The 26,235-nt window shown below is 38.7% G+C and carries 34 protein-coding genes; 15 read left to right on the forward strand and 19 right to left on the reverse strand.

Features of this window, described 5'->3' with window-relative positions; genetic code table 11:
* Nucleotides 1–12 precede the first annotated feature (12 nt).
* The 3 genes from NITER_RS08220 to NITER_RS08230 are packed head-to-tail and all read left to right on the forward strand — an operon-like array spanning nucleotide 13 to nucleotide 1,912.
* Nucleotides 13–234: a hypothetical protein gene (locus NITER_RS08220; protein WP_084275015.1), complete on the forward strand. Its 222-nt coding sequence runs from the start codon at nucleotides 13–15 to the stop codon at nucleotides 232–234.
* Entirely contained in the window at nucleotides 231–1,223 is a 993-nt protein-coding gene (purM, locus tag NITER_RS08225) for a phosphoribosylformylglycinamidine cyclo-ligase (protein ID WP_084275014.1), read from the forward strand. The genes NITER_RS08220 and purM overlap by 4 nt, the downstream gene beginning before the upstream one ends.
* A complete protein-coding gene (locus NITER_RS08230; RefSeq protein WP_084275013.1) occupies nucleotides 1,220–1,912 on the forward strand; it encodes a YdcF family protein in 693 nt (230 codons plus the stop codon). The genes purM and NITER_RS08230 overlap by 4 nt, the downstream gene beginning before the upstream one ends.
* Here NITER_RS08230 and NITER_RS08235 read toward each other — a convergent pair.
* Nucleotides 1,909–2,535 (reverse strand): phosphoribosyltransferase, encoded by a 627-nt coding sequence (locus NITER_RS08235; RefSeq protein ID WP_084275012.1) that lies wholly within the window; start codon nucleotides 2,533–2,535, stop codon nucleotides 1,909–1,911. The genes NITER_RS08230 and NITER_RS08235 overlap by 4 nt on opposite strands.
* Before the next feature lie 97 nt (nucleotides 2,536–2,632).
* Between NITER_RS08235 and dtd the strand changes: the two genes are divergently transcribed.
* From dtd to NITER_RS08260, 5 genes are read left to right on the forward strand one after another with little or no spacing between them, the layout of a single operon-like run.
* A complete protein-coding gene (gene dtd, locus NITER_RS08240; RefSeq protein ID WP_084275011.1) occupies nucleotides 2,633–3,076 on the forward strand; it encodes a D-aminoacyl-tRNA deacylase in 444 nt (147 codons plus the stop codon).
* Nucleotides 3,073–4,332, forward strand: a complete 1,260-nt coding sequence (locus NITER_RS08245; protein WP_084275010.1) for a hypothetical protein — start codon at nucleotides 3,073–3,075, stop codon at nucleotides 4,330–4,332. Before dtd ends, NITER_RS08245 begins: the two co-directional genes overlap by 4 nt.
* The gene (gene pgeF / locus NITER_RS08250) at nucleotides 4,307–4,972 is read left to right on the forward strand and encodes a peptidoglycan editing factor PgeF (protein ID WP_084275009.1); all 666 of its coding nucleotides are present in this window, start codon (nucleotides 4,307–4,309) and stop codon (nucleotides 4,970–4,972) included. The genes NITER_RS08245 and pgeF overlap by 26 nt, the downstream gene beginning before the upstream one ends.
* The gene (locus tag NITER_RS08255; protein ID WP_084275008.1) at nucleotides 4,973–5,440 is read left to right on the forward strand and encodes a hypothetical protein; all 468 of its coding nucleotides are present in this window, start codon (nucleotides 4,973–4,975) and stop codon (nucleotides 5,438–5,440) included.
* The gene (locus NITER_RS08260; protein ID WP_281847656.1) at nucleotides 5,406–6,116 is read left to right on the forward strand and encodes a hypothetical protein; all 711 of its coding nucleotides are present in this window, start codon (nucleotides 5,406–5,408) and stop codon (nucleotides 6,114–6,116) included. Before NITER_RS08255 ends, NITER_RS08260 begins: the two co-directional genes overlap by 35 nt.
* Here NITER_RS08260 and NITER_RS08265 read toward each other — a convergent pair.
* Complete coding sequence (locus NITER_RS08265; RefSeq protein WP_084275006.1) at nucleotides 6,106–6,816, reverse strand: sigma 54-interacting transcriptional regulator; 711 nt, start codon at nucleotides 6,814–6,816, stop codon at nucleotides 6,106–6,108. The two genes, NITER_RS08260 and NITER_RS08265, sit on opposite strands and share 11 nt — an antisense overlap.
* A 90-nt stretch (nucleotides 6,817–6,906) precedes the next feature.
* Here NITER_RS08265 and NITER_RS08270 point away from each other — a divergent pair, with 90 nt between their 5' ends.
* Together NITER_RS08270 and NITER_RS08275 are read left to right on the forward strand one after the other, a co-directional pair.
* Entirely contained in the window at nucleotides 6,907–8,190 is a 1,284-nt protein-coding gene (locus NITER_RS08270; RefSeq protein ID WP_084275005.1) for an ammonium transporter, read from the forward strand.
* A gap of 36 nt (nucleotides 8,191–8,226) precedes the next feature.
* Nucleotides 8,227–8,565, forward strand: coding sequence for a P-II family nitrogen regulator (locus NITER_RS08275; RefSeq protein WP_084275004.1), 339 nt, complete (start codon nucleotides 8,227–8,229; stop codon nucleotides 8,563–8,565).
* Nucleotides 8,566–8,573: 8 nt separating this feature from the next.
* Here NITER_RS08275 and NITER_RS08280 read toward each other — a convergent pair whose 3' ends face one another.
* The 16 genes from NITER_RS08280 to NITER_RS08355 form a co-directional block, all read right to left on the reverse strand.
* Nucleotides 8,574–8,987: an Rrf2 family transcriptional regulator gene (locus NITER_RS08280; protein WP_084275003.1), complete on the reverse strand. Its 414-nt coding sequence runs from the start codon at nucleotides 8,985–8,987 to the stop codon at nucleotides 8,574–8,576.
* Nucleotides 8,975–9,412, reverse strand: a complete 438-nt coding sequence (locus NITER_RS08285; RefSeq protein ID WP_084275002.1) for a DUF4395 domain-containing protein — start codon at nucleotides 9,410–9,412, stop codon at nucleotides 8,975–8,977. Before NITER_RS08285 ends, NITER_RS08280 begins: the two co-directional genes overlap by 13 nt.
* Complete coding sequence (locus NITER_RS08290; RefSeq protein ID WP_084275001.1) at nucleotides 9,402–10,508, reverse strand: OmpP1/FadL family transporter; 1,107 nt, start codon at nucleotides 10,506–10,508, stop codon at nucleotides 9,402–9,404. The genes NITER_RS08285 and NITER_RS08290 overlap by 11 nt, the downstream gene beginning before the upstream one ends.
* Nucleotides 10,509–10,605: 97 nt before the next feature.
* Nucleotides 10,606–11,859 carry an arsenic transporter gene (locus tag NITER_RS08295; RefSeq protein WP_084275000.1) on the reverse strand — a complete coding sequence of 418 codons (1,254 nt, stop codon included), beginning with the start codon at nucleotides 11,857–11,859 and terminating at the stop codon, nucleotides 10,606–10,608.
* Nucleotides 11,856–12,803, reverse strand: a complete 948-nt coding sequence (locus tag NITER_RS08300) for a permease (protein WP_084274999.1) — start codon at nucleotides 12,801–12,803, stop codon at nucleotides 11,856–11,858. The genes NITER_RS08295 and NITER_RS08300 overlap by 4 nt, the downstream gene beginning before the upstream one ends.
* Nucleotide 12,804: 1 nt before the next feature.
* Complete coding sequence (locus NITER_RS08305; protein ID WP_084274998.1) at nucleotides 12,805–13,035, reverse strand: thioredoxin family protein; 231 nt, start codon at nucleotides 13,033–13,035, stop codon at nucleotides 12,805–12,807.
* A complete protein-coding gene (locus tag NITER_RS08310; RefSeq protein ID WP_197685277.1) occupies nucleotides 13,036–13,449 on the reverse strand; it encodes an arsenate reductase ArsC in 414 nt (137 codons plus the stop codon). It abuts the gene before it with no gap.
* Entirely contained in the window at nucleotides 13,446–13,763 is a 318-nt protein-coding gene (locus NITER_RS08315; protein WP_084276556.1) for a metalloregulator ArsR/SmtB family transcription factor, read from the reverse strand. The genes NITER_RS08310 and NITER_RS08315 overlap by 4 nt, the downstream gene beginning before the upstream one ends.
* 85 nt (nucleotides 13,764–13,848) lie before the next feature.
* The gene (locus NITER_RS08320) at nucleotides 13,849–15,027 is read right to left on the reverse strand and encodes a replication-associated recombination protein A (protein ID WP_084274996.1); all 1,179 of its coding nucleotides are present in this window, start codon (nucleotides 15,025–15,027) and stop codon (nucleotides 13,849–13,851) included.
* A complete protein-coding gene (locus tag NITER_RS08325; RefSeq protein WP_084274995.1) occupies nucleotides 15,020–15,415 on the reverse strand; it encodes a secondary thiamine-phosphate synthase enzyme YjbQ in 396 nt (131 codons plus the stop codon). The genes NITER_RS08320 and NITER_RS08325 overlap by 8 nt, the downstream gene beginning before the upstream one ends.
* Nucleotides 15,390–16,166 (reverse strand): pseudouridine synthase, encoded by a 777-nt coding sequence (locus NITER_RS08330; protein WP_084274994.1) that lies wholly within the window; start codon nucleotides 16,164–16,166, stop codon nucleotides 15,390–15,392. The genes NITER_RS08325 and NITER_RS08330 overlap by 26 nt, the downstream gene beginning before the upstream one ends.
* The gene (locus NITER_RS08335; protein WP_084274993.1) at nucleotides 16,163–17,122 is read right to left on the reverse strand and encodes a KpsF/GutQ family sugar-phosphate isomerase; all 960 of its coding nucleotides are present in this window, start codon (nucleotides 17,120–17,122) and stop codon (nucleotides 16,163–16,165) included. The genes NITER_RS08330 and NITER_RS08335 overlap by 4 nt, the downstream gene beginning before the upstream one ends.
* An 8-nt stretch (nucleotides 17,123–17,130) precedes the next feature.
* Nucleotides 17,131–18,960: a ribonuclease J gene (locus NITER_RS08340; RefSeq protein WP_084274992.1), complete on the reverse strand. Its 1,830-nt coding sequence runs from the start codon at nucleotides 18,958–18,960 to the stop codon at nucleotides 17,131–17,133.
* On the reverse strand, nucleotides 18,917–19,738 hold the full coding sequence (rsmA, locus tag NITER_RS08345) for a 16S rRNA (adenine(1518)-N(6)/adenine(1519)-N(6))-dimethyltransferase RsmA (protein WP_231988924.1): 822 nt from the start codon (nucleotides 19,736–19,738) through the stop codon (nucleotides 18,917–18,919). Before rsmA ends, NITER_RS08340 begins: the two co-directional genes overlap by 44 nt.
* A gap of 59 nt (nucleotides 19,739–19,797) precedes the next feature.
* Nucleotides 19,798–20,856, reverse strand: a complete 1,059-nt coding sequence (locus tag NITER_RS08350) for an integrase core domain-containing protein (RefSeq protein WP_281847661.1) — start codon at nucleotides 20,854–20,856, stop codon at nucleotides 19,798–19,800.
* A 213-nt stretch (nucleotides 20,857–21,069) separates the two neighbouring features.
* The gene (locus NITER_RS08355) at nucleotides 21,070–21,726 is read right to left on the reverse strand and encodes an endonuclease III domain-containing protein (RefSeq protein ID WP_281847662.1); all 657 of its coding nucleotides are present in this window, start codon (nucleotides 21,724–21,726) and stop codon (nucleotides 21,070–21,072) included.
* A 49-nt stretch (nucleotides 21,727–21,775) separates the two neighbouring features.
* On the opposite strand from NITER_RS08355, the gene hisF reads away from it, so the two are divergent.
* From hisF to NITER_RS08380, 5 genes are all read left to right on the forward strand, one after another.
* Nucleotides 21,776–22,540: an imidazole glycerol phosphate synthase subunit HisF gene (gene hisF, locus NITER_RS08360; protein ID WP_084274989.1), complete on the forward strand. Its 765-nt coding sequence runs from the start codon at nucleotides 21,776–21,778 to the stop codon at nucleotides 22,538–22,540.
* Complete coding sequence (locus NITER_RS08365) at nucleotides 22,537–23,070, forward strand: phosphorylase family protein (protein ID WP_084274988.1); 534 nt, start codon at nucleotides 22,537–22,539, stop codon at nucleotides 23,068–23,070. Before hisF ends, NITER_RS08365 begins: the two co-directional genes overlap by 4 nt.
* Nucleotides 23,067–24,137: a dual-specificity RNA methyltransferase RlmN gene (rlmN, locus tag NITER_RS08370; RefSeq protein ID WP_084274987.1), complete on the forward strand. Its 1,071-nt coding sequence runs from the start codon at nucleotides 23,067–23,069 to the stop codon at nucleotides 24,135–24,137. Before NITER_RS08365 ends, rlmN begins: the two co-directional genes overlap by 4 nt.
* Nucleotides 24,121–24,249 carry a hypothetical protein gene (locus NITER_RS08375; protein ID WP_255322335.1) on the forward strand — a complete coding sequence of 43 codons (129 nt, stop codon included), beginning with the start codon at nucleotides 24,121–24,123 and terminating at the stop codon, nucleotides 24,247–24,249. The genes rlmN and NITER_RS08375 overlap by 17 nt, the downstream gene beginning before the upstream one ends.
* Before the next feature lie 81 nt (nucleotides 24,250–24,330).
* The gene (locus NITER_RS08380) at nucleotides 24,331–25,275 is read left to right on the forward strand and encodes an NAD(P)-dependent oxidoreductase (RefSeq protein WP_084274986.1); all 945 of its coding nucleotides are present in this window, start codon (nucleotides 24,331–24,333) and stop codon (nucleotides 25,273–25,275) included.
* Here the strand turns inward: NITER_RS08380 and NITER_RS08385 are convergent.
* A complete protein-coding gene (locus tag NITER_RS08385) occupies nucleotides 25,258–26,157 on the reverse strand; it encodes an RluA family pseudouridine synthase (RefSeq protein ID WP_084274985.1) in 900 nt (299 codons plus the stop codon). The two genes, NITER_RS08380 and NITER_RS08385, sit on opposite strands and share 18 nt — an antisense overlap.
* Nucleotides 26,158–26,235 lie beyond the last annotated feature (78 nt).

A 26,235-nucleotide genomic window follows, 5' to 3' on the forward strand; every position in this document is an offset into this window, starting at 1 on the left:
GAGGAGGGTGTGATGTGTGGTGACAAAGCGCAAAGAATTTTGATGGCTATAATGCTTGGATTTACAATGTATCTTTTTGCAATGGGACGAAGTGACCAAACAATGTTTCAAATTGCAGTTGTGCTGCAGACATTTATCATTATTATGCTACTCATTTTTGCTTTTACAAATTTTTGTCCAAGTCTTTGGTTTTTCAATAAGATCTTTGGCAAGTGTAACTGGGATGAGAAATGAGTATCAGCTATAAAGAGAGTGGAGTCGATATAGATGCTGGAGCAAAGCTGGTTGAAGAGATAAAGCCTTTTGTCAAAGAGACATTTAATGAAAATGTTCTTGGCAATATCGGAGGTTTTGCAGGGGGCTTCGCTCTTCCAAAAGGATATAGTGAGCCTGTGCTCTTTGGAGCAACTGATGGCGTAGGTACGAAACTCAAACTTGCAATTGAGGCAAAGAAGTTTGATACTGTAGGCATTGATTTAGTAGCTATGTGCGTCAATGATCTTATATGTAGTTTTGCAGAGCCTCTCTTTTTTCTTGACTACTACGCTACCGCAAAACTTGAGGTAGAAGAAGCAAAAGAGGTGATAAAAGGGATTGCACAAGGGTGCAAAGAGAGTGAGTGTGCACTCATCGGTGGTGAGACTGCAGAGATGCCTGGAATGTATCGCGAGGGTGATTTTGATCTTGCTGGCTTTGCCGTAGGAATTGCAGAGCGTAAAGAGCTTGAAAATAGGCCTCCTCTTCATGCTGGAGATGCGCTCATCGCCCTCCCCTCTTCTGGAATCCATTCCAACGGCTATAGTCTCGTGCGCAAACTCTTTTTTGAAAAGCTTGGAATGAGTTTAGAAGATGAGTTTGAAGGTGAAAAGCTTAAAAATGTGCTCCTTCGCCCTACTCGCATCTATGTCAAAACATATAAAAAACTCAAAAACTCTATCAAAGCTCTTGCACATATCACAGGTGGCGGTATAGTAGAAAACCTCCCTCGCGTTTTACCACAAGATCTCCAAGCAGTAGTAGAAAAAGAGAAGATCAAGACACTGCCCATTTTTGATTTTATTGCGCAGTATGTAGAAGAGAGCGAGATGTATAAAACCTTTAATATGGGTATAGGAATGATTTTGGTGGTTGCTCCCGAAAATGTAGAAAATGTCTTGGCACAATGTGACGGTTATATTATTGGAAAGCTGCAAAAAGGGCAAAAGGGAGTAAAACTCGTTTGATCTACGCTCTTTCTAAACTCTTTACATATACCCTCATGCCGCCAGCCCTCTTTATTTGGACTCTTCTTTTAGCCTCTTTTGGCTATCTCAAAAGAGTGATGTTTCTTTTGGCACTACTCTTTTGGTTTCTCTCAACACAAATTGGTGCACATCTACTTTTGGAGCCTTTAGAAAATATGCACCTGCCAAAGAAAGCAGTTAATCCACGCTATGTAGTAGTCCTTGGAGGGGGATATGACAAAGGAGCGCTCCCCCTCAGTGCCCATGCCACAGAACGGCTACTCATGGGACTTGCAGTAGCAAAGGAGCATAATGCTACTTTAGTCTATACTGGATATGAAGCGAAATATGCAAAAAAAGAGATAGTCTTTTTACAAAAACGTTTTGATTTTACTCTTCCAGTTATTTATGAAGATAGAAGCCTTGATACCTATCAAAACGCTGCATACTGCGCTAAAATGCTTCCAACAAAAGAGATCTATCTTGTTACCTCTGCAGTCCATATGCCAAGAGCTTACCGTCTCTTTACCCATTTTGGTTTTAGAATAACCCCAGTAAAAACAGATTTTAGAATAAAATCCGCGCTTGAACTCTCAGCACTTTTTCCAAAAATGGACTATTTTGATGCATCCTATGCAGCACTTCATGAATATATCGGGCTATTAAGCCTCATAGTACGAGGCATTTAGAACTCGCTCAATAGCTCCATCACTTCATCATCACTGAGCTGATGAAAATCTCTATAAAACTGCCCTACTGCCATAAAATCTGCTGGAGCATCGAGCACTATAACTTTATCAGCAGCCTCTTTGAGCAAAGCTATGCTATCTGGTGGCGCAACAGGGACGGCTATGACAACCTCTTTTGCCCCTTCGTTTTTGAGCGCTTTGGCTGCTAAGTACATGCTAGCACCCGTAGCAACCCCATCATCAACCAAAATAACCCTTTTGCCTTTGATATCGATACGCGGCTTATTGTAGAGCGCTCTTTTTTGGCGAATCTTCTCTAAGATCTGTGCCTCTTGCTCATCTATGTAGTGACGTGCGACATTGAGCATAATGACTGCTCTTTCATTGACAAACTCCTCTCCATTTTCACTAATAGCCCCAATAGCTGCTTCAGGATTGTAGGGAGAGGGGATCTTTTTAACAAAAAAGATATCAAGAGGCAGATCCAACTGCTTTGCAATCACATATGCAACTGGCACCCCTCCTCTTGGCAAGGCTATAACTACTGTATTAGGATCTTCTCTATACTCTTGCAACTCTTTTGCTAGTAGTTCTCCTGCTTCAAATCGATCACTAAACATCATCTGCAATCTCCTGAATAATATATTATTTTATTTTTTATTAAATATATTTTACCATAATTTTAAATTACTTCTTTACCATTATAGCAAAGGGGATATAATGATTGCACTCATTCAGCGCGTAACGGCTTCATGGGTTAAAGTTGAGAACAAAGAGATTGCTCGCATCGGCAAAGGATACAATATTTTACTTGGTGTCATGGAAGATGATACGGATGAAGATATTCAAAAACTTGTAAAGAAAATATGCAATCTTCGCATCTTTCCTGATGAGAATATGAAATTTGATAAAAATATTTTACAAGTTCGTGGAGAAATATTGGTAATAAGCCAATTTACCCTCGCTGGCAATATCGAACGAGGCAATCGTCCCGATTTTAGCGCGGCAATGGAGCCTAAAAGAGCCAAGGAACTCTATGAGCAGTTTTGTAAAGAGCTTGCGAAGAAGGTGCCTGTACAAAAGGGAGAGTTTGGTGCTATGATGGAGGTTGGTATCATCAATGATGGACCTGTCACAATTATTGCTGATTCTAAAAAATTATGAAATATTTCATACTTCTTGTAGCATGTATACTTTTTGGCGCAGATTTCGAGCCTGCAACTCCAGCAAGCTATCAACCAACAAAGCTGCAAGTTCTGCCTCTGCCTTCATCAACTCCTCTCTATGCTACTGCACGTATATGGGATAGGGATCTTACTTTTGTAAAGCCCTTTGAGATTATAGAGCTAGGAGGAATTGCCGATCTTTTAGGAAAAGATCTTCGTGATTTTAAAAAAGTTGTTGCATATGAATGGAGTGCAGGATTTTACAAAGATGAGATAAATCCTCTGACAACTTGGGCTAAAAAGCATCCTCAAGCCCTTCTTTACGATAAACCAAACAAAGAGGGGGCATACTTTTACGATATGTGCAATGAAGTTCTGATGCAAAAACGTTTTTCTTATCTTCTTGAACAAAAGAGAAATCTCGGCATTGTAGGGTACTTTTTTGACTGGGCTAATGAGGAGTTTTTACATGAGAAGGAGTTTGCTAAGTATCAAGAGCGTTTCAAGAAAAAACATTCGCATGGATCTTATACAAAGTGCTTGCAAAGATTTTTTCAAAAACTCCGTGATGCTGGCTTGCTTGTCATCACCAACCAAGCTTACCGTAATGAAAATCTCTTAGAATCAGTAGATTATGATATGTGTGAAAGCTATATGACGCAAGTTGACAATACATCAGCCATGACAAATATTGAGGGCACTTTGAGTCTTATTCCTACCACCACATTTGCCCCTTTGGATGAGGTTTTTGATTATTTTAAGACATTTTCTCAACTGAAGAAAAAGTACCATTTTAAACAGATGATCTATTTAAACTATGCAGCTCCAATTTTTGAAGCAAAAGGGGATCTGCTTGTAGCTAAAAAACCTCGCGATATTATCTACTACAACTACGCTCTTGCAAAACTTGGAGGATTTTATAGCTATACTGAGGTTCCCTTTAATCATGAGTTGGAAAAGGATCCTCTCTACTTTATAGATCTTGGTAAACCTTTGGAAAAAATGCAGCAAAGAGATGGCATATACTGGCGCCTTTTTCAAAATGGGTTTGTTATTGTAGCTCCCTCTCTCACAAAGCCTCTCTATCTGCGCATCAAAGTTTCTGGTCTTATAGATGTAAAAGAGCAAATTTCTCTTCAAGCCAAAGATGGATGGACAGCATTTGCGCTAAAACCAATATATTATAATTTTGAAAATCGCTATCTCCCACAAGCAAAGGTTTTTTTGTATGCAGATAAAGTACTTCATAAGTGATCGCTTTGGAGGTGTAAGCAAGCCTCCCTTTCATGAGCTCAATATCGCTTTGCATACTGGAGATGACCCAGAAGATGTGATACAAAACCGTAAAATTTTGTTTCAAAAAGCCGGTATTAAAAATGCTCAGTTTGCAGACCAGATCCACAGCAACAAAGTCATTATTCTTGATAAGTATAACGCTCCTCTCCAGTGTGATGGTTTTATCACTACAAAACCAAATCTTGCCTTAGCCATTATGAGTGCAGACTGCTTTGGTGTACTCCTCTATGATTCAATTAATTTCATTATTGGAGCAGTTCACGCTGGACGTGCCGGAGCCCAGCAGGGGATAGTAACAAATGCAATCGAAATAATGTATCAGCTTGGTGCGCAAGAGATAAGAGCCGTTATAAGTCCTGGAATTCATAGCTGCTGCTATGAAGTAGGGGAGGAGATATTGCAAAAGACACCTTCTCGTTTTATTAAAAGAGGCAGATTTCTTGATATTAAAGCTATGATTTATGAGCAGCTCCATAAAAAAGGAGTATCATATATCAAAGATTTGAATATATGCACCTGTTGCGATAGGCGTTACTACTCCTATCGCAGGGAGGGGCGTACCGGCAGATTTGCTTCAATTATATGGATGGAGGAGTAAATGGAGGAGCTTTTTGTTATTATTCCAAAACTACCAGGGGTAAGGGTCTATCAATTTAGCGATGCTTTTGAAAGCTCAAAGAGTCTGTGTGATTTTTGCCAAGAGCAGGGGCATTATCTTGAAATTGTAGCTTTGGAAGATGCAATTTATGAGGAGATTAAAGATTTACCAGCAAAGGTGCGCCGCATTGATGAGGATAAAGAGCGCTATAACTTACGATCTATGCAGTTTGATACAATTTTTGTTAATTATGATATTACAAAACTCCAAGATCCTGAGCAGTTTTTGCGCAAAACTTACCGCATGATGAAAAATGCAGCAGATCTGCTACTTTTTTTAGATAAAGCAAAAATAGAAGAGTTCACAAAACTTTTAGAAGAGTTAAACTATGTAGCAATCAATCCAATCTCTTACAGTAAAGGCTCGGTGCTCAGTGCTAAAAAGATGCATGGATGGGCAAAAGTTTAGTTATAATTTTTTTATGAATTTTTACAAAGAGCTTATAGAAAATAGCATTAATCCATTTATACTCTTTAGTGAAACAGGCGAAATTATTGAATATAATAAAGAGGGAGAGTATCTCCTCTCTATCGCACCTAAAGAAGATCTTTACAATCTTGCTGTAAGCCATGCATCTATGAGCTTTGGTTTTAAGCACACCTTTTTGCAGCTAGATATTGGACACGCTACCTATTGTGCTATAACTGTGGGCTATCTTGATAGTGAGCATATCGGGCTCATGCTGCATAAAAACACCTGTGGATCAAAGGTGCAAAAGAGCAGCAAAGATCTCCAACCTGCCAATATCTTTACTCTTCTTGATATTGCAATTAATACACATCTTGACCAAACAAAAATTACAGCAGAGTATGATATCTCCATACCTGAATTCAAACTCGATATAAACCACTTTCTCAAGCTTCTTAATAAAATCTTCAGAACTTTAAAAAATGCACAAAAGCTTTTTATAAAAGTACATATTGCTATGGGGAGAAGTTTGAAAATAGATGAAAAACGCTATAGGGTAGTGGAGGTTATCATCGAGAGTGAAGAGATAACAAAACTTGATAAAATAGAAGATGAGCAGTTTATTATCACTGTAAACAATAATCAACTGCACATAGAACTCCCCTTTATATCTTAGATGCATATCTTTTTAATTTACTCGTGAGTGTAGCACGATTGAGTTCCAAAGCCTTCGACATAGCAAGAACACTTTTACATTTTTTCTTTGCTGCTCGAAGTAATGGTACTTCAAAAAGATAGAGAAGCTCTTTATACCCTTCATCCACTCTATTTTCCAAATACTGCTCTAATAGTTGCATAATCTCCTCCTCATCCATAGAAGAGAGAAGAGCTTTCTCATAGATAGATTTTTTTAGCGATATTACATTACTTTGTAAATCTGGTATAAAATCTTGTGGAAACTCCTCTAACTCAAACTCCTCTTTGACCTTTTGTATATAGATGCGTTTGAGCTCTTCAAAATCTTCTGTACGCTCTCGCAAGGGTGGAATAGTTACTTGAATAGGAAAAAATTCATCAAGCTCTTCATCAAACTTCGTCACAGCTACAATTAAACGCACTCCTTGGATACTACGCATAAAAATATGGAGGTTTTCAATATTTTCAAAGTCGCGTATAAAGATCTCTTTAGCTTCGATTTTTTGAGGAAGTGAAGCTACACTATATCTGGGTATATGAGGGAAAACTTCATTAACGAGCGTCTCCTTTCCCGTACCTCTTTCACCTATAATAGCAATATTTACAGGAAGATTTGCTGCAGCTTGCAAGATATTGAGAGCTTTTATAGTTTGTGGCGACTTGGCTACAAAAGTTCGCATGCTATCTCCTTGTAATTGTATAAAAATTATACAAAATTTTTGTACTACTAAAGATACAATTTCTTTGATAAAAATTTCAAAGGAGTTTCTATGAAAAAATGGATAGCGCCTCTTCTGGCTCTCCTGCCAACCTTAGCAATGGCAGAAGATAAACTCAATAGTGGCGATACGGCATGGATGATTGTGGCAACTGCGTTTGTTATGCTTATGACACCAGCAGGGCTGGCACTTTTTTATGGTGGTATGACACGAGCAAAGAATGTGCTCAATACCTATATGATGGTGTTTATCGCCTATGTTATAGGATCTATTGTATGGGTTTTGTGGGGATATTCACTCGCGTTCAATGGTGATGGTGCAATCATCGGTGATCTGGGCAAACTCTTTTTAAAAGGTGTCTCGAGTGATAGTCTTAGTGGAACCTATCCTGAATTTGTCTTTATAGCATTCCAAGGAACATTTGCTGCAATCACAGTAGCAATTGCTAGTGGTTCAGTCATTGAGAGAATAAAATTCTCTACTTGGACACTTTTTACAGTGCTTTGGGTTACCTTCGTGTATGTACCTATTACACATATGGTGTGGGGTGGAGGATTTTTATACAATGATGGTGCTCTTGATTTTGCCGGTGGCACAGTTGTACACATGAATGGTGGCCTCGCAGGATTGGTTCTTGCTCTCATGCTTGGTAAAAGAAAAGGGTATCCAAAAGAGGCTCTGCATCCATCATCTATTATCCTTACAGCTCTTGGTGCTGCACTTCTTTGGTTTGGATGGTTTGGATTTAATGCAGGAAGCGAATTTGCAGCAGATGGAGTAGCTGGTAGCGCACTTCTTATGACAAACTTCGCTGCAGCTATTGGTGCATTAACATGGATCCTCATAGAGTGGTTTGTATACAAAAAGCCAACACTTCTTGGTGGAGCAACAGGGGCAGTAGCTGGTCTTGTAGCTATTACGCCAGCAGCTGGTTTTGTAGATGTTTTGGGTGCGCTCATAATAGGCATTGGTGGTAGTGTCGTAGGATTTTGGGGAGTAGCATGGCTTAAAAAGGTATTTAAATATGATGATAGCCTTGATGCTTTTGGTGTCCACTTTCTCGCTGGTCTATGGGGCGCTTTGGCAACTGGAATGTTTGCACTCCAAAATCTTGCATGGGATGGAAGCCCTCTTAAAGATCACGGAAATAGAGTTTCACAAATGCTCGTACAGCTTGAATCTGTAGCAGTTACAATGATCTTTACTGGTATTGTCACAGCAATTGTATATTTCGTCGCATCACTCCTTACTGGTGGCGGAAGAGTTGATGAAGAGACAGAAGTTATAGGTCTTGATGAAGCAGTCCATGGAGAGAAAGGATTCAACCTCAAGTAGGTTGAACCTTCCAAAAATTACCAAAAGGGGTTTTATATGAAAAAGATAGAAGCAGTAATCAAACCATTTAAGCTTGAAGATGTCAAAGAGGCACTGAGTGAAGCAGGAATTACTGGAATGACAGTGAGTGAAGTTAAAGGTTATGGACGCCAGCAAGGTCACAGTGAGCTCTATAGAGGAGCAGAGTATGTAGTGGACTTTTTACCAAAAGTAAAAATAGAAGTTGTTGTCAAAGATGATGACGTAGAAATGGTTACACAAAAAATAAGTGAAGCTGCTCGTACAGGTAAAATCGGTGACGGAAAAATCTTTATAAGTGATATAGAAAAAGTTATTCGTATCAGAACGGGAGAAACAGACGAAGAGGCTCTTTAAGCCTCTTTTTAAATTATAAACAAAGAAGCCTCTTGCGTTTTTTTAATATAGGTATCTAGATCACTAATTGGTCTTTGTAAAAAATCTTGTATACATGCTCCTAAATCTTTCCAAAAAAGATCCAATACTGGATTGTGCGTCTTGCACACATCACTGCAGCATTCACTCTCCACAGCCTTGACAATATCTAAAAAAAGAATCTCCTGTACATCTTTAGCAAAAGTGTATCCTCCTCGCGCACCACGAATACTTTTGAGTATACCGCTTTTTTTTAGGAGCAAAAGCAGCTGCTCTAAAAAATTTTTTGGGATATGTGCACCCTCTGCAATACTCTCAATTTTCATCGGAAGCTTATGCATATGGGAGTATAGAAAGTAGACAGCTGCCAAAGCATAGACACTCTTTGTGGTTATTTTCGGCATAATCGCACTCCTCGTACATAGTAATTATAAAGTGTACATCCTACACAATAATGAAAAAAAGCTTCTAAAGCGATGCAGACTGCCATAATACCATAGAACATTTCCCATACCATTTCCCATCCCATGAGTTTTGCTAGAAGTAAAAAAATCATAAGAATCAAACCTACCCTAGCAGCAAATTTTTTCGCAGCTGCATCCTCCTTTACCTCATCTATTTTAAAAAATTTTAAAATTTTTTTGGCTACAACAAAAAGAGGAGCATACAATGAACCCATAAATACACGTATTGCTAGCTCCATAATGATGACTAAAAGAGCTAGCACTGAAACATATCCCCATAGAAGCAAAAAAAACATAAAGAGTGCACTTAGCCGTATAGCATTTGCATCAACTCTTTCAGATGAGATAGGGCAACTAGAAGCCATACTCTATCCCTATACTGATTGAACTTTGACGATTAAAAGCTTCTATGGGACCGCTTGCAATATGCTCTTTTGGAGCATAAAGATATGCCAAATGGAGTTTATAGGGCTGAAGATCCATTGTCATCCCAATACTTACATGTCTTTTGGTAATTGCTGGAAAACCAACAAGATTAAAAAATGCTATATCTTGAGCCCGAAAAGGCACACCTTCAATATTTTTACTTGTAAATCCATTCATAGCCTTCGTAGCATAGCTATATCCTGCTCGCAACGTAGATTTTCCAAAACTCTTTTGGATCCCAAATGTATATACATTTTGACTCTTCCAGTTAAAATCCTCATATCCTCTCGCGTGGGACCAAAAAACTCTTTTGAAATCCCCCATAAACCGCCATCCATTGCTATGATAAGCGATACCTATACCCACCTCTGCAGGTTGAGTAAGATGAAAATCCTCTTGTTCACCATAACGATCAAAATCAAATACACGTTTATACTTCATAGGAACAGAGGAGGTGGCTGTTGCTGCAAAGGTCACACTCTCCCAATCATAATAGATCCCTACATTTGCTCCTATTCCAATGTCTCTACTCATTCTATCACCAAGCTGGCTTGGCATATGTGCAGCCATACGGAGTGCACCATATGAGAAGTTTACTCCAACTCCTATGCCAAATCTTCCCCATCTTTTCGCGTATGCTCCAATCAGTTTTGCATAGGCAAATTTTGTCTTCATATATGCAAGTGAAGGAACTGGATAATCCACACCCATACCACTAACACCAAACACCCCTACACCAAAAGCACTCTCTTGATCTAAACTTTTGGTATATCCCACATAGGGTATCAGTTCAAAATCGGCTTTGCTCTTATATGCATTTGCATGTACTTGTGGCATAAAAAAAGTTGTACCTATTTCAAAATTGCTCTTTTTTGTAAAAGAGAGGAGGGATGGATTGATAAAAATCGACTCACCACCTTGATATGCAGCTATTCCTGCACCTGCAACACCTCGCGATTTTGCTCCTGCACCTACTAAATTATCTCCAACTGTAGCAAACAGAGCCAAAGGGGCAAAAAGGAGTAGCTTTTTCATAGTAGACCTTTTTTGAAGAAGTTTACACAAAAGCGGCACCAATGTCAATAAAGTCTATATATTTTGTCAAGATTGTAGCCGAATAACAAAGAAGGGCTTATAAAAGCCCAAGAAGTGCGATAAATAGGACTGGAGGAGTGATAATTAATCCTACTTTCATATACTCTCCCCAACCAATTTTTACTCCTTTTTTTGCCAATACATGAAGCCAAAGGAGCGTAGCAAGAGAGCCAATAGGTGTCATTTTTGGCCCTAGATTTGCTCCCAAAATGTTAGCATAAGCCAAAAATGTATCACCTGTTTTATCTATTGCAAGATCCATAACCATGATAGTTGGCATATTATTCATCACTGCACTTAAAAATGCAGACAAAAATCCTGTCCCAATGGTTGCAACTTCTCTTCCATGCTGCTTCAACGCAATAATCCACTCTGCAATCTCGTCCGTTAGCCCTGCATTTTTCAAACCAAAAACCACCACATATAACCCAATAGAAAACCAAACAACTTGCCAAGGAGCGGCCTTTATTGTCATCAACGGTTTTGTAGCTCTGTATTTTGCAGCAATAATCAAAAAAAGCAGTGCACCTCCCAAGGCAAAAAAGGAGATAGGAATATGATATATATCACCTATAAAATATCCTGCAAGTAGCAATCCCAAAAAGATCCAGCTAATCCGAAACATCTTTTTATGTTTTATAACACTTTGCGCTTCAGGCAAAATTGAGATATCGACCCTCTTTGGAATAGCTTTTCTAAAAAAGAGCCAAAGAACTGCAATAGATGCAATAATTGCTAAAAGATTTGGCAAAAACATCTTTTGCATATACTCTACAAACCCTATATGAAAATAGTCAGCCGTAACAATATTTGTAAGATTAGAGATTACCAAAGGATTGGACGCGCTATCGCCAATAAAGCCACCTGCCATTAAAAATGCGAATATTGCTCTGTTATCCATCTGTAAATAGCGCATTTTTGCTAGTAAAATAGGTGTTAAGATAAGAGCAGCTCCATCATTGGCAAAAAATGCAGCAACAAATGCTCCAAGTAAAAGCGTATTGATAAACATCAAAGTTCCACTGCCATAACTTAACTTTGTCATCTTCACTGCTGCCCACTCAAAAAAACCTATCTCATCAAGTACCATTGATAGAAGTATAATTCCAATAAATGCCAGCGTTGCATCCCAAACTATGGAAGTCACTTCCAAGACATCTTGCAATGAAACTACGCCAAAGAGCAAAGCAGCAACTGCTCCTAAAACAGCACTTGTTCCAATTTGCAAGCCTTTAGGCTGCCATATAACCAAAACTAGCGTAACGAGAAAAATAGTCAAAGCAACTATCATCCCAAGATCCAATTAAAGAGATACCCTACAGCCATAATACCAACCGCTACTGTTGAAAAAAATATGATAATGAGCTTCCAAGAGAGAATTCTCTTTAAAATCATCGCCTCAGGCAGGCTCAAAGCTGTAATTGCCATCATAAAAGCAAGTGCCGTTCCCATAGGCATTCCCTTATCTGTCAAAACCTCAATGAGTGGCATAACACCTGCCGCATTTGAGTACATAGGCACGCCTAGAAACGTGGCTAAAGGCACTGCATACCAAGCATCACTTCCTGCTACTTTTACTATAAAATCAGTAGGAACATATCCATGAATAAATGCACCAACTGCAATCCCCCCAATCACATAGAGCCATACTTTTTTGATAATATCTTTTGTATACTCCCATGCATCATGTAAACGATCGCGCATGGTTAGTTCAATAGCACAGCTTGGCACCTCTTTATCAAGAGGTTGTACCTTGATGAGTATCTCATCTTCAAGATCCATTTTTCCAATAATAATCCCTGCAACTATCGCTACCAACAGGCCAAATCCAATATAGAGCGCTGTTACTTTCCAGCCAAAAAGCGTAAGCAACATTGCAATAGCTATCTCATTATTCATAGGAGCTGAAATAAGATAGCTAAAAGTAACACCAAGAGGGATGCGTGCTTGCAAAAATCCTAAAAAAAGAGGAATAGCACTACAGCTACAAAACGGTGTGATTATGCCAAAAACAGCTGCTGCTACATGGCCAAAGAGGGGATGCTTACGGCTGAGATATTCTCGCACCTTTTCAGTTGGAAAAAAGCTACGCAGCAGCGTAACAACAAAGATAATAACTACTAAAAGTGTAAAGATTTTAACTGTATCATAGATAAAAAAATCGAGTACATCAGCAATCTTGCCACTCAGTCCAAGAGTTTTATAGACAAAATGATCTACGATTTCGCGCCACATGTTAGCCTAGCAGCTTTACAATCTCATCTACACTGAGCACTTTTCCTACACTCACCACCTTCCCATCAATCACAAGCCCTGGCGTACTCATGACACCATACTCCATGATCTTTGTTATATCTTCAACCTTTTCTACCTGAGCAAATTTGCCACTTTGCGCAACCGCTTTTTTTACATTCTCCTCGAGTGCCCTGCACTTCGCACACCCTGTTCCTAAAATATCTATTTTCATTTACGCTCCTTTTAACTCTTTTTCTATTCTTGGAAGAAGTCTTCTTTTTATCTCCTCTTTTGTAGCCACAAAGGCTTCATAAGGTTTTCCATCAGGATCTGCAAATCCTTCATGAATCGTTTTTGTCTCTCCAGGAAACACGGGACAACTCTCTTTTGCATTATCACACACAGTCACGACCAAGTCAAAAGGTGCATATTCCATCACCTCTTCAATACTCTTTGAATGATACCTCTCATCCCAAGCTCCCTCTTCTTGCAAAACCTTTTTGGCATGGGGATTGATACGGCCACTAGGATTGCTGCCAGCGCTCAAAGCCTCTATTCCTTGAGGTTTGAGATACTTATTGACAAGTCCTTCTGCGATAATAGATCTGCAGCTATTACCTGTACAAAGAATTAACACCCTTTTCATAATTTACATTCTCCTGAGAGTTTTTCTAATTTTGGCAGCTCTAACGGCAGAACTCTTATTTCTTCAAGAGCCTCACTTCTAAAGCGATCAAGTGGCCTGCGCACTGCATAGTAGCTCCAGCGTCCCTTCCTTTGGCTGTGCAAAAATCCAGCATCTTTGAGGATTTTCAGGTGGCGTGAGAGGCGAGATTGCAACATTCCAAAAGAGGCTTCAAGGTCGCATACACACAAAGGCCCATGCATGTCAATGAATTTGAGAAGCTTTACTCTCGTCTCATCATACAAAGCACCAACTGTGCGTAAAAAATCCTCCATAGCTTCCATTTCTTATCCTTTTGCAAAGAGATTATAACCAATAGAACTATTTATATCAAGATATATTGATATATTAATAGATAAACTATTGCTTTTTTCCTTTAATTTTCTCTAACCATTCTTGCAACTTCTTTTCAAATCCTATTCCACTACTTTGATAAAATTGCATCTTCTTACTCATATACTCTTGCTCTACATAGCCACCATAATGATGGGGATACTTGTAGCCTTGAAATTTTGGAGGTTTGAGATGTGCTGGAATAGGGGAGTTGTCATTTTGTGCGACTTCAAGTGCTTTATTGATTGCACTATATGCAGCATTAGATTTTGGGGAGCTTGCTAGATATGTAACACACTGGCTTAAAATTATCCTTGCTTCAGGATAGCCGATATTTTTCACTGCAGTAAGTGTAGAGACTGCAAGATTTAAAGCGTTTGGATTTGCATTACCTATATCTTCACTTGCCAAAATCACAAGACGCCTTGCAATAAACTCTGGCGGCTCTGCAGCTGCAATGAGTCTTGCAAGATAGTAGAGCGCTGCATCTATGTCACTACCGCGAATACTCTTAATAAGAGCACTAGCCAAAGTATAGTGTGTTTCAGCACTACTGCTGCCTTCATGAAAACTCGCTGGTACAAGTTTACTAAGAATCTCTTTTGTTATATGTCTGTTTATAATAGATGCAGCTTGCAATATCTTTATAATATTTCTCGCATCTCCTTGAGCTATGCGAATAAGATACTCTCTTGCATCTTCATCAAGTGTGAGGGAGAGTTTTTGTACAACTTTTTGGCTAAGCTCTCCTAGCTCTTCATCACTCAAAGGCTTAAACTCAAAGAGAAAAGATCGCGACCTAATCGCAGCAGTAAGTGAGAAAAAAGGATTTTCAGTGCTTGCGCCTATTATTAAAGCCTCCTCTTTTTCCATTATTGGCAACAACACCTCTTGCTGGGTACGGGAAAGTCTATGGACCTCATCGATGAAGATGAGAGGCTGGAGGAGTGTATCTTTGTAACGTGCTACTATTTTGCGTATCTCATCTATTTTGAGACTCGTAGCATTGAGTTCATAAAAATCTCTATCAAGCATAGATGCAACAATACGTGCAAGCGTCGTCTTACCAGTCCCGGGAGGACCATAAAAGAAGGAGTGGGGGATGGCATTTGCTTGGATGAGTTTATAAAAAGGGGCATCTTTGCCTACTAAATGGCGCTGTCCAATAAACTCTTCAAGACTTTGGGGGCGAAACTCTCTATCCATTGACCACTTTGACAAAAAACTCTCTTACTTCCCGTGGCCCATCATACTCACAAAAATAGATTCCTTGCCATTTTCCTAACATCAACTTTGCATCCACTACAGGAATAGCGACGCTGTTGCCCGTAAGAGCTGATTTAAGATGCGCATCTGCATTCTCTCCGTGCGCATAGCGATCGCTTTTAGGCACTAAACGGCTCATATGTGCCAAAAAATCTCGCTGTAATTCTGGATCCACATTTTCAAAAAGTAAAATCCCCGTGGTAGTATGTGGAGAATAGACAATGCAGCTACCATTTGTAACACCACTTTTAATCACTTCCTCTTTCACAATCTCCGTTATTTCTATCATTTCACTCTTGTGGTTAGTGCTTATCTCTATTCTTCTCATCTACTTCCTTTAAAAATTCTCGAAGTTTTTCATACTCTTTTTTGCTTAAATATCTCGTTTTTCCTGTAGGCAAGGCATTGAGTTTTATCCAACCATATTCTACTCTCTTTAAGTCTACCACATCTTTACCAAAATGGGCAAAAAATCGTCTAATTTCCCTATTTTTCCCTTCAATCAAAGCAACTTTGAGTTTGCTAAAAGTTGGGGCATTTTTATCAATCCTGTATGCAAAAAAAGGCGCAAATCGCATTGAAGTGATACTGCTTTTTTCATGAGCGCCGGCTGTTGCATCTTCCAGCTCCAAACCCTCTCGCATTGCCTCTTCCATTTTTGGTGTCACTTCACCCTTGATTTTAACATTATATACTCTTGGAATATCGCTCTCCATAAGAGCCCCAGCAATCTTTGGAGAATCGGTAAGAAGTAGTAGCCCTTCACTTGCAAAATCAAGTCTTCCAATAGGAATAAAATGAAAAAACTTTTTAGGCAAAGAATCATAGATCGTTTTTCTTCCTCTATCATCCTTTTTGGTAACAAGCTCGCCTTTTGGCTTATTGTATACAATGACCGTGTAGTCTACCTTTGGCTTGATGAGTTTGCCTTTTACAAAGACCTTATCGCCCTCTTGCACATCATAATAGGGCTCTTTAACTATTTGGCGATTGACTTTGACCAGTCCATCTTGAATCAATTTATCTGCTTCTCTTCTGGAGTAGGTTGTATTATGGGAGATATATTTATTGAGTCTCATTTTATTCCAGCCTCTACGAGATCGTGGATATGTAAAACACCTTTGATCTGATTATTTTTAGCGATAACAAGCATCTGGATCTTGTAATTTTCTATAACTTTGAGTGCTTCACTTGCAAGCATACTCTCATCCTCTATCGTTTTTGGTTGTAGCGTTGCATATGCTATTGCAGCCCTTTCTAGATCAAAACCCTCCTGCATAAGTGCTCTTCTTAGATCCCCATCACTTAAAACAGCTTTAAGCTTTCCCTTTTTGTCCGTAATAAGAACATTACCTAGTTTTCCTTCGCTCATTGTAACAATTGCATCTTTAAGCTTTGTCTCTTCATCAATAATAGGGAGATTTTTTGTACGCATGAGATCTTTTACTTTGACAAAAAGCCTTTTACCAAGAGAGCCTCCAGGATGAAAAGAGGCAAAATCGCTTACTTTGAAATCACGCTTTTTCATCAGACATACTGCTAGTGCATCCCCCAGTGCCATTGTTAAAGTAGTAGAGGCTGTAGGAGCAGCCTGCAATGGACAGGCTTCACGCTCTACCGCAATCGATATAAATACATCGCTATAACGTCCTAAAGTAGATTCAGGATCGCTGCTCATACCAATGAGGGGGATATTAAAACGTTTGATATGAGGAAGAATCTTGATAAGCTCTTCACTCTCACCACTATAACTAATGGCTAAAACGCCATCCTCTTTGCCTATCATACCAAGATCCCCATGGAGCGCTTCGGTAGGGTGGATAAAAAAGCTTGGTGTCCCTGTGGAAGCAAATGTAGCAGCCATTTTGCTTCCAACTAATCCACTTTTTCCTACACCTGTGACAATAAGTTTACCTTTAAGGTTATAGATAAGCTCCACTGCTTCATTGATATTTTTCCCGATGCGCTTTTTGGAAGCTTGCAAAGCTTGTGACTCAATCTCTAGCACCTCTTTTGCTATTTGACTAAAATCCATCCTTATTCCTACATAATAAAAATAGTTGGCACGATAGTTGGGTATTTTTTATATTTTCTAAAAATATGTTTGCGCACCACCTGTCTAAAATCGTTCTCTAACTTTTTCGGTGTCTCCACGAGTTCTGGCTTATTTGTCAAAAACTGCTCAAGAAGCCCACTTATTTCTTGCTCAAACTCTTTATCTTTTTTATCTGCAACAAGCCCGAAGCTGCTTACTTTTGGTTTGCTAATAAATTTTTTCGTATCTTTAGAGATTTGTGCCACGATAATAACTATACCTTCAGTAGCCATCTTCTGTCTATCGATCACTACATCACTCTCAATCTCCTCATTAAGCTGATTATCAATATAGGCTTTTCCTGTACGAACAGATCGCACCTTTTTCATATATTTTGGCGTTACTTCAATCTGATCCCCATCGCTCATGAGATAGATATTTCGCTCGGGGATACCGCATTTCATTGCTGTATCTTTGTGTTTCATTAAATGGTTATATTCGCCATGCACAGGGAGGAAGAATTTTGGTTTTGTGAGGCGAATCATCAGTTTTTGCTCCTCTTGCGCAGCATGACCTGAGACGTGAATTTCACTAAAATCTTGGTAAGCTACTGTTGCTCCACACTTTTGTATAAAGTTAATAAGACTTGAAACACTTCGCTCATTTCCCGGAATCGCTTTAGCTGAGAGTATAATTGTATCGGTGGGTTTAATTTTTACATGGCGGTGTTCGTTTGTTGCCATGCGGTAAAGAGCACTCATCGCTTCGCCCTGACTGCCAGTTGTTACAATCAAGATCTCATCATCTCTATATTTGCCTATCTCATGCGGTTCAATAAAAATATTTTGCGGCAATTTCACATACCCGAGTTCCATTGTGATATCGAGGTTCTTTTCCATAGAGCGTCCGATAATACAGACTTTACGATTATATTTTATTCCATGCTCGATCGCTTGGTATACCCGGTGAATATTGGATGAGAAGGTACTCATCAAAACCCGTCCTTTAGCTCTTGAAAAGAGCAGATCGAAAGTAGGGCCTACACTTGCTTCAGACTTGGTGATACCAGGATTATGAGAGTTCGTTGAATCTGAAAGAAGAAGCAAAACACCTCTTTCTCCGTAGTACGCTAATCTATGCAGATCTGCTGGATATCCATCTATAGGAGTATGATCGATTTTGAAATCTCCTGTATGGATAATAGTTCCAGCTTCTGTAGTAATAGCCAAAGATGAAGCATCGATAATAGAGTGGGTCATATGCATCCACTCAACTTCAAAATCACCTATCTTAATCGGCTTTCTCTTTTCAACATAGCGAAAATAGCTCTTATAGTTTCGCATCCCATGCTCATCAAACTTATTCCCTATCATTCCAAGAGGTAGAGGTGTACCATATATAGGAAACTGCATCTCTTTAAAAAGGTAGGGCACTGCACCAATATGATCCTCATGGGCATGGGTGATAACAATTCCATGAATTTTGTGTTTAATCTCGTGTAAATAGCTAAAATCAGGTATCAAAATATCCACGCCATGCATATCTTCAGTGGGGAAGCTCATCCCTACATCAATAATAATCGCACTCTTTTCTGTCTCAAATACAGTGATATTACCACCGATTTCCCCAAGACCACCAAGAGGTGTTATGCGCACCTTTCCATTTGATTTTGTATTAATGCGAGGTGTAAGACGCGATTGCTGCATCCGCTCGTTTGCAGCTATCGCTTTTTTTATATCTTTATATACGCCACCACTATGGCCGCTTCGTCTTTGAGCATTTTTTTGTTGATTTCTATTTTGTTGCTGTTGTGGTTGTTGGGACTGCTTTTGCTCCATCTATCTTCTCCTTTAACATTCCAAAAATCTGGTGATAGATAGATGTGCTAGCTTCATGAGGTCGAATATTGGAAGCAATCCCAAGTGTAGCAAAAATCTGCTCTAACTGCTCTTTGGGATAGAGTCTGGATAAATTTTTCAAAAGGGTTTTACGCGGTTGTGCAAATGCAGCTTTTAAAAACTGCATGAAATGCTTATCATCTAGATTAGCTCTCTTTTGTATCAACAAAACCGCTGAGTCCACTTTTGGCGCAGGGGAGAATGATTGTGGTTTGACAACACACACTCTCTTTACTTGACCAACACTTTGTGCCAAAACGGCCAAAGATGAGAACTCTTTCTCTCCCTCTTTTGCGCAAAACTTGTCAGCAACTTCTTTTTGTAGCATGACCAATATATTTTTGCACCGTTCATCTTGCAGTGCACGTAGCACAATATTGGTAGCTACATAGTAGGGCAGATTAGCGACAAGGTCATAATCTTTATCCACAAGATTTTGCTTCCAATGATCTATGACGTCTCCACAAACAAGCCTCAGTCTCTTTGCTTCTATCTCTTCATGAAACTCTTTTTCAAGAAGACGACATAGACCTTCATCGATCTCAAAAGCTATCACATCTCTTTGCTGTGCTAATAGCTTTTTTGTTAAATCACCTAATCCAGGCCCAATTTCTACAATTACATTTTCTGTTTTGGGCATCGATTCGATGATTTTGTATAAAACCACTTCATCTTTTAAGAAATTTTGGCCAAACTTCTTTTTCGCTGCAATTTTCAAAGATTCTATCCTATTCTTGATAAAGAATGGATTAAATATAGCGCGTTTATATAAATATGTCAAATTAATGTATAAGTCCAATACATATGGCACTCATAATGATTTTCAAGAAGGTATTGTACCGGAGATTTAAAATTAAGAGAAGAGTGTGGTATTTTGGTATTGTAATCGATGAGCCATTTTGCTAATTTTTTATTGAATTCATCCAAATCTGTAAAGAGTAAATCTTCATAGTATTGAATAAATTGTTCTTGAATTGTTCTATTGAATCTTTCATTGTGTGCATTCATTTTAGGGCTCCTTGGATATGTCCAGTAGTGTGTAAAGCCTTTTTGTTCAAGCAGAGCATCAAACTCTTTTTTAAATTCACTGCCATTATCTGAAAGAATTGCAAGTTTACGTTTTTGTTTGATGGAAGTTATTCCATCAATTAAAGCTTCAAGAGCATATGCAGTATGTCTTGCTCTTTTGGATGGAATCGCCACTGCGAATGCAATACGTGTGAGTGGGTCAATCATAGTAAGGATATATCGTTTTATACCGTTTGATACTATTTGGATGGTATCGACTGCCCACAGTTCAAATGGTTTGGATTTGAGGTTTTTTGGTTTTCTGTTTTTTTGTGTCTTCTTTTTTGGTTTCACTTTTCCTTTTGTATCGATGCGGTAGGGAAAAAGTCTCATTGTATCTGGTGCTTTTGCGATTATTCTTCCTATTGTGGATTCCGAGGGAGTTTTAAGTTCTTTTTCTTCACAAAAAGGTTTAAGCAGGTGGTAGAGTTTTGCTTTGCCGATATTGGGATACTCTTTTCTTAATCTCTTTATCTCATTAATAACTTCTCTTGGTACTTTTGACTCTCTTACTCTTTTTGGTTTGCGTGATTTTGGATTTAAGGCTTTTATATCGCCATCTGCATCATTTAAACTCTTTTTCCATCGAAAGAGTGTTCTTCTGCTTACTCCAAAAGCTTCAGTTGTTGCTGCTAGTCCATATTTTTCCCAAAACTCCAATATCTTTTTTCTTCTTTTTGCCTCTTCGCTTATCATAAGCGAATTGTAGTATATCCTCTCTAATCTTTTATATCCTTTGAGCCCTGGCAACGTGTATTTGATTTGCACTCCTCACTCTCCCTCTCGGAGTGCCATATGTGTTTGAACTTATGCAATTAAACCCAAAGAGAGTGGCTAAAAAACAAAATAGTTGTAAATTTTAGCTAAAAAAGTGCACTTAACTCGTAGGGCAGGCAGCTGTTTGCATTTTATAGTTTTTGTAATATTAAAAAAATTTGCACTTTTTTGAGTGAATTAAATCATTACCAGTTCAAAAAACAATTATACCTTGCATTGTATTCCAAAATTTTTTAACGTTTCTTGCAATGGACACCTCTTGCAATCTGGTTTTTGGGGTTTACAAACGGTTTGTCCAAAGGCTACGAGAAGTTTATTGAGGCCCCTTTTCTCTTCATCACTTACTATCTCTTCAAGCACTCTATCACTCTCCTCTGGACTCTTTGTCTCAATAAGCCCCCATATATTACAGATACGATGTACATGGGTATCTACTGCTACATAAGGCTTCTCAAAGGCTTGTTCTAACACAATTTTGGCAGTTTTGGGTCCAACTCCTTTGATACTTGTAAGCTCTTCAAGAGTATCGGGAACATCTCCTCCAAACTTTTCTACCAACTCTTGTGAAATGTGATGAATACTCTTTGCTTTTTGTCTATAAAATCCTACAGGATAGATTGTTTTCTCTATTGTTTCACGTGAAACATTCAACATATCTTTCGGTTTATCTGCCAGTGCGAAGAGTCTGTGTGCAGCTGCAAAAGTAACTTCGTCCTTTGTGCGAAAACTCAGAACTGTTGCTATCAATATTGTATAAGGTGTTCGTTTGTATTTGCACTCTTTTGCAAATCTCTTTGCAGGAGCATCCCACTTTTCGTATTCGATATGTAGGAACTTTAAAATCTTTTGAAACTGCTGCATTGTCATAAACATAGTATAATATAGAAAAACTTAAGAAGGTATACAAACGATGCAAGAGTACTTTGCAAAACGTATCATCCCTTGCCTCGATGTTGATAAAGGGCGTGTTGTAAAGGGAGTGAATTTCGTGGGCCTCAAAGATGCAGGAGATCCTGTAGAAGTAGCTAAACGCTACAACGAAGAGGGGGCAGATGAGATTACATTTCTCGATATTACAGCAACCTATGAAGAGCGCGATACAATTGTACATATCGTAGAAGAGGTGGCAAAAGAGGTTTTTATTCCACTCACTGTAGGTGGTGGGATACGTGAGCTTCAAGATATCTATAATCTCCTTGCAGTAGGATGCGATAAGGTTAGTATCAATTCAGCTGCTGTAAAAAATCCTGACTTTGTCAATGAAGCAGCAAAGAGATTTGGAAGCCAGTGCATTGTAGTGGCAATCGATGCAAAAAGAGTAGGGGATAGTTGGCATGTCTTTACTGCTGGTGGTAGAAACGATAGTGGAAAAGATGCAATCGAATGGGCAAAAGAGGTATATGATAGAGGAGCTGGCGAGATACTGCTTACCAGCATGGATGCAGACGGCACAAAAGCCGGATATGATCTTGAACTGACTCGTGCTATCAGTGATGCTGTTGAAATACCGGTCATTGCCAGCGGGGGAGCAGGAACGATGGAACATATCAAAGACGCTTTTACAAAAGGGCATGCAGATGCAGCCTTGGCTGCAAGCATCTTTCACTTTAAAGAGATAGATATCATGGAGTTAAAGCACTATCTACAAAATGAAGGGATACCAGTTCGACTATGATAGTGTGCGCAGGTAAAACAGAACTTTTTTCTTTTGCTTATCCCATAGGAGTAGGTCTTATAGAATCTGCTATCAACCTTACTCGTCTTACCCTTTTTGATAAGCCGGAGTTTTTACTTTTTATAGGCTCTGCAGGATGTTATGGGCAATATGAAATTTTTGATATTGTACAAAGCAGGGGAGCATCACAAATAGAGCTCTCTTTTTGGCAAAAAAAATCCTATACTCCAATCGATAACGTAGTAGTAAGCGAAGGTATGAATGTTTCACATGAAACAATTGTCAACTCCTCAAACTATATTACTACAGACAAATCTACCTGGCAATATTTTCAAAAAGCTGGAATCGGCTTGGAGAATATGGAGTTTTTTTCTCTCTTGCAAGTGGCAAAAGAGTTTGAAATTCCGGCTGCAGGAATATTTGTTGTAACCAATTACTGTGATGAGAATGCCCATGAGATGTATCAAAAAAACATTCGCCAAGGGATGGAAAAATTGGAAGGTTTTGTGAAGGAGAAGTTTCAAATATGAAAAAAAACATTTTAGATCTTACAAAAGAGGAGCTTCAACTTGAGGTAACTCCAAAATTTAGAGCCAACCAGATCTTTCAATGGATCTACCAAAAAAGGGCAAAAGATTTTGAGGAGATGAGCAATCTTCCAAAATCGATGCGTCAAAAGCTCAAAGAAACATTTACAATTACTCCTCCCAAAATTTTAAATGTAGAAATCAGTAAAGATGGAAGTAAAAAATATCTTTTGGGCTTACATGATGGACACACTGTCGAAAGCGTCCTGCTTCCTATGAAAAAAGAGGAAATAGATGAAGAGGGTAATATCATCAAAGAGGCTCGCTACACTGTCTGCGTATCAAGCCAGGTAGGATGCAAAGTAGGGTGTGAGTTTTGTCTCACTGCCAAAGGTGGATTTGTAAGAAATCTCTCCCCTGGTGAGATAGTCGGACAGGTGCTCACCATCCGAGAGGATAATGATATTCCGGCAAACAGAAGAGTCAATATTGTCTATATGGGAATGGGAGAGCCCCTCGATAATCTTGAGAATGTAGCAAAAGCTGTAAAAATTTTTAGTGATGAGCATGGAATGAGCATCAGTCCGCGGCGCCAGACAATCTCCACAAGCGGTCTTGCTCCAAAAATCAAAAAACTGGGAGACATGAATCTGGGAGTCCTTCTGGCAATAAGTCTGCATGCGGTAGATGATGAACTTAGACAAAAACTGATGCCAATTAACAAAGCCTATAATATAGAGAGTGTCATAGAAGCTGTCAAAGAGTTTCCAATTGATCAAAGAAAGAGAGTGATGTTTGAGTACTTGATGATAAAGGATCTCAACGACGATTTAAAATCAGCCAAAAAACTTGTAAAACTTCTACACGGTATCAAAGCAAAAGTCAATCTCATCTATTTTAACCCTTATCCAGGAAGCCCTTTCCAAAGACCCCAGCCAAAAGATGTTGAGGCTTTTCAAAAATACCTCCTCGATCATGGAGTTCTATGTACAATTCGCGAATCAAAGGGGCTTGACATCAGTGCAGCATGCGGACAGCTAAAGGAGAAGAGTCATGGATGTACCCTTTAAAAATTATGAGCTGATTATGGCAATGATACTTATAATAGCCGTTATTTTTATGGTAGTGGCATTTGTAAAAATCACAATAGAACATGAGGAGCACAAAGATGACAATGCTTGATGATGCGATGCTACTCATCATTGCCGGGACTGTTTTGGTTGGGCTTATAGGATTTATCATAGTCACATTTAAAGGGAAGAGATGAAAATAGCTGTTTTTGAAGCAGACAAGGAGTGTCAAGAAGTTTTTAAAAAACTTGATGCAACAATCGATTTTTATCAAGAAGATATCAACCATATTCTCAAAAAAGAAGCACAATATGTGGCTATTAGTATCTTTGTCCACTCTAAAATAGATAGAAGTATTTTAGATCTTTTACCAAATCTACAATATATCCAAACACGTTCCACAGGATTTGATCACATCGATATCGAAGCGTGTAGAAAAAGAGGAATTGCCGTCTCCAATGTTCAAGGATATGCAGGTCCACCTGTTGCGGAATTTGCTTTTTCACTTCTGCTCAATATCTCCAGAAAAACAGATATCGCAATTGCTAGAGCAAAAGAGGGTAATTTTTCCTATAAAGATCTTTTGGGATTTGAACTGTTTGAAAAGAGGTTAGGGATAGTAGGACTTGGAACTATTGGAAAGCAGATGGCTCGCATTGCCCATGGATTTGGTATGAATATCCAAGCCTATACTCGGCATTACGATGAGGCTTTCTGTTCTCAATACAATATTGAAAAAAGCAATTATGACAAACTCCTTCAAACCAGTGATATAGTCATGTTTGCCGTACCTCTTACTCCAAAAACTTATCATATGTTGGATCTCCAACAAGCAAAGCTACTGCAACCTCACGCAGTTGTCATCAACGTTGCTAGAGGCGAAATAATCAGCACAGAAGCTATAGAGTATCTAAGCAATCGTATTTATGGAATAGGAGTTGATGTAATTGAGGGAGAAAAAGAGCTTTTGAAAAATCCAACACCTCAATTTTTACAACTTATTCAAAAACAAAATATTCGCTATACACCCCATATGGCTTACTTCACCAAAGAGGCGCTGGAGAGAATAAGAAAAATATCTGTAGAAAATATGAAGCGATTTATTGAACAAAAAGAGATTTTACATCGTATAGCTTAAGCATTCCTGGAGAAAGTCTCTGTTTGAAACAATTTTATATTTTGTATCGTTATAAGCAAACTCTATTGCATGAGCATGAAGCATAAGCCTTGTTGCTCCGGTTACTGCCAAACGCTCCTCATTATCCATTAGACCATCGAGATATCGAATAGCATCTCGTGTAGATGGGCCATAGATCGGATCACCAAGAATCGGATGTTTCACGTGAAACATATGGATACGTATTTGGTGCTGCCTTCCCGTAACGGGAAATGCTTCCACTAGTGTAAAATTTCCAAAACGCTGCAATGGATTTATAATCGTCTTTGCATACTTTCCTTGAGGATGAATCATAACTTTGAGTTTAATAGTCGAATAATCTCTATTGAGAGCAATTGGTGCTTCTATTACCGTCTGCTGTTGAATATCTCCGCGAACAAGTGCTAGATAACGCTTTTGAATCTGTTTATGCTCAAACATCTGCTTGAGCAGTTTTTCTGCCTTTTTGTTTTTACTAGCAAGTATGAGGCCACTCGTCTCTTTATCGATTCGATGCACAATATTTGCCTCATCCCCATAATGGTAGCGGATCTCATCAATCAGTGTATAGTGTGTATTTCTATTTTTTGGATGCACCATGATGCCACTTGGCTTATCATACACAGCAAAATCTTTTGTCTCAAAAAGAGGCTTAAGCCCTTTTGTCATGGGCTCAAATGTCACTACTTCTAGCTCCCCTTGTACAACAGCTGATTTATCTGTGATAAGTTTTCCATGTTGATAAATTTTTCTTGTATCAATCATCTTTTGTGCCTGAGACTGGGAGATATCAAACGTTCTCATCAAGAGTAAAAAGAGCTTGATTGGTTCATTAGATTTTATTATCTTTCGGACAAATGGCAAACTTTTCCTTTTAATCAATTCAGAAGTTTTCTTTTGATAGCATTATAATAAATTCAGAAGCTTTTTAGTAAAAAAGGA

The organism is Nitratiruptor tergarcus DSM 16512 (genome assembly GCF_027946175.1).
GTDB classification, from domain to species: domain Bacteria; phylum Campylobacterota; class Campylobacteria; order Campylobacterales; family Nitratiruptoraceae; genus Nitratiruptor; species Nitratiruptor tergarcus.

What these genes read in the sequence shown, in the direction of transcription:
- NITER_RS08220 (WP_084275015.1), top strand. Translation starts at nt 13, where the DNA reads ATGTGTGGTGACAAAGCGCAAAGAATTTTGATGGCTATAATGCTTGGA.
- purM (WP_084275014.1), top strand. Translation starts at nt 231, where the DNA reads ATGAGTATCAGCTATAAAGAGAGTGGAGTCGATATAGATGCTGGAGCA.
- NITER_RS08235 (WP_084275012.1), bottom strand. Translation starts at nt 2,535, where the DNA reads ATGATGTTTAGTGATCGATTTGAAGCAGGAGAACTACTAGCAAAAGAG.
- dtd (WP_084275011.1), top strand. Translation starts at nt 2,633, where the DNA reads ATGATTGCACTCATTCAGCGCGTAACGGCTTCATGGGTTAAAGTTGAG.
- NITER_RS08245 (WP_084275010.1), top strand. Translation starts at nt 3,073, where the DNA reads ATGAAATATTTCATACTTCTTGTAGCATGTATACTTTTTGGCGCAGAT.
- pgeF (WP_084275009.1), top strand. Translation starts at nt 4,307, where the DNA reads ATGCAGATAAAGTACTTCATAAGTGATCGCTTTGGAGGTGTAAGCAAG.
- NITER_RS08255 (WP_084275008.1), top strand. Translation starts at nt 4,973, where the DNA reads ATGGAGGAGCTTTTTGTTATTATTCCAAAACTACCAGGGGTAAGGGTC.
- NITER_RS08265 (WP_084275006.1), bottom strand. Translation starts at nt 6,816, where the DNA reads ATGCGAACTTTTGTAGCCAAGTCGCCACAAACTATAAAAGCTCTCAAT.
- NITER_RS08270 (WP_084275005.1), top strand. Translation starts at nt 6,907, where the DNA reads ATGAAAAAATGGATAGCGCCTCTTCTGGCTCTCCTGCCAACCTTAGCA.
- NITER_RS08275 (WP_084275004.1), top strand. Translation starts at nt 8,227, where the DNA reads ATGAAAAAGATAGAAGCAGTAATCAAACCATTTAAGCTTGAAGATGTC.
- NITER_RS08280 (WP_084275003.1), bottom strand. Translation starts at nt 8,987, where the DNA reads ATGCCGAAAATAACCACAAAGAGTGTCTATGCTTTGGCAGCTGTCTAC.
- NITER_RS08285 (WP_084275002.1), bottom strand. Translation starts at nt 9,412, where the DNA reads ATGGCTTCTAGTTGCCCTATCTCATCTGAAAGAGTTGATGCAAATGCT.
- NITER_RS08290 (WP_084275001.1), bottom strand. Translation starts at nt 10,508, where the DNA reads ATGAAAAAGCTACTCCTTTTTGCCCCTTTGGCTCTGTTTGCTACAGTT.
- NITER_RS08295 (WP_084275000.1), bottom strand. Translation starts at nt 11,859, where the DNA reads ATGATAGTTGCTTTGACTATTTTTCTCGTTACGCTAGTTTTGGTTATA.
- NITER_RS08300 (WP_084274999.1), bottom strand. Translation starts at nt 12,803, where the DNA reads ATGTGGCGCGAAATCGTAGATCATTTTGTCTATAAAACTCTTGGACTG.
- NITER_RS08305 (WP_084274998.1), bottom strand. Translation starts at nt 13,035, where the DNA reads ATGAAAATAGATATTTTAGGAACAGGGTGTGCGAAGTGCAGGGCACTC.
- NITER_RS08310 (WP_197685277.1), bottom strand. Translation starts at nt 13,449, where the DNA reads ATGAAAAGGGTGTTAATTCTTTGTACAGGTAATAGCTGCAGATCTATT.
- NITER_RS08315 (WP_084276556.1), bottom strand. Translation starts at nt 13,763, where the DNA reads ATGGAGGATTTTTTACGCACAGTTGGTGCTTTGTATGATGAGACGAGA.
- NITER_RS08320 (WP_084274996.1), bottom strand. Translation starts at nt 15,027, where the DNA reads ATGGATAGAGAGTTTCGCCCCCAAAGTCTTGAAGAGTTTATTGGACAG.
- NITER_RS08325 (WP_084274995.1), bottom strand. Translation starts at nt 15,415, where the DNA reads ATGAGAAGAATAGAGATAAGCACTAACCACAAGAGTGAAATGATAGAA.
- NITER_RS08330 (WP_084274994.1), bottom strand. Translation starts at nt 16,166, where the DNA reads ATGAGACTCAATAAATATATCTCCCATAATACAACCTACTCCAGAAGA.
- NITER_RS08335 (WP_084274993.1), bottom strand. Translation starts at nt 17,122, where the DNA reads ATGGATTTTAGTCAAATAGCAAAAGAGGTGCTAGAGATTGAGTCACAA.
- NITER_RS08340 (WP_084274992.1), bottom strand. Translation starts at nt 18,960, where the DNA reads ATGGAGCAAAAGCAGTCCCAACAACCACAACAGCAACAAAATAGAAAT.
- NITER_RS08355 (WP_281847662.1), bottom strand. Translation starts at nt 21,726, where the DNA reads ATGCAGCAGTTTCAAAAGATTTTAAAGTTCCTACATATCGAATACGAA.
- hisF (WP_084274989.1), top strand. Translation starts at nt 21,776, where the DNA reads ATGCAAGAGTACTTTGCAAAACGTATCATCCCTTGCCTCGATGTTGAT.
- NITER_RS08365 (WP_084274988.1), top strand. Translation starts at nt 22,537, where the DNA reads ATGATAGTGTGCGCAGGTAAAACAGAACTTTTTTCTTTTGCTTATCCC.
- rlmN (WP_084274987.1), top strand. Translation starts at nt 23,067, where the DNA reads ATGAAAAAAAACATTTTAGATCTTACAAAAGAGGAGCTTCAACTTGAG.
- NITER_RS08375 (WP_255322335.1), top strand. Translation starts at nt 24,121, where the DNA reads ATGGATGTACCCTTTAAAAATTATGAGCTGATTATGGCAATGATACTT.
- NITER_RS08380 (WP_084274986.1), top strand. Translation starts at nt 24,331, where the DNA reads ATGAAAATAGCTGTTTTTGAAGCAGACAAGGAGTGTCAAGAAGTTTTT.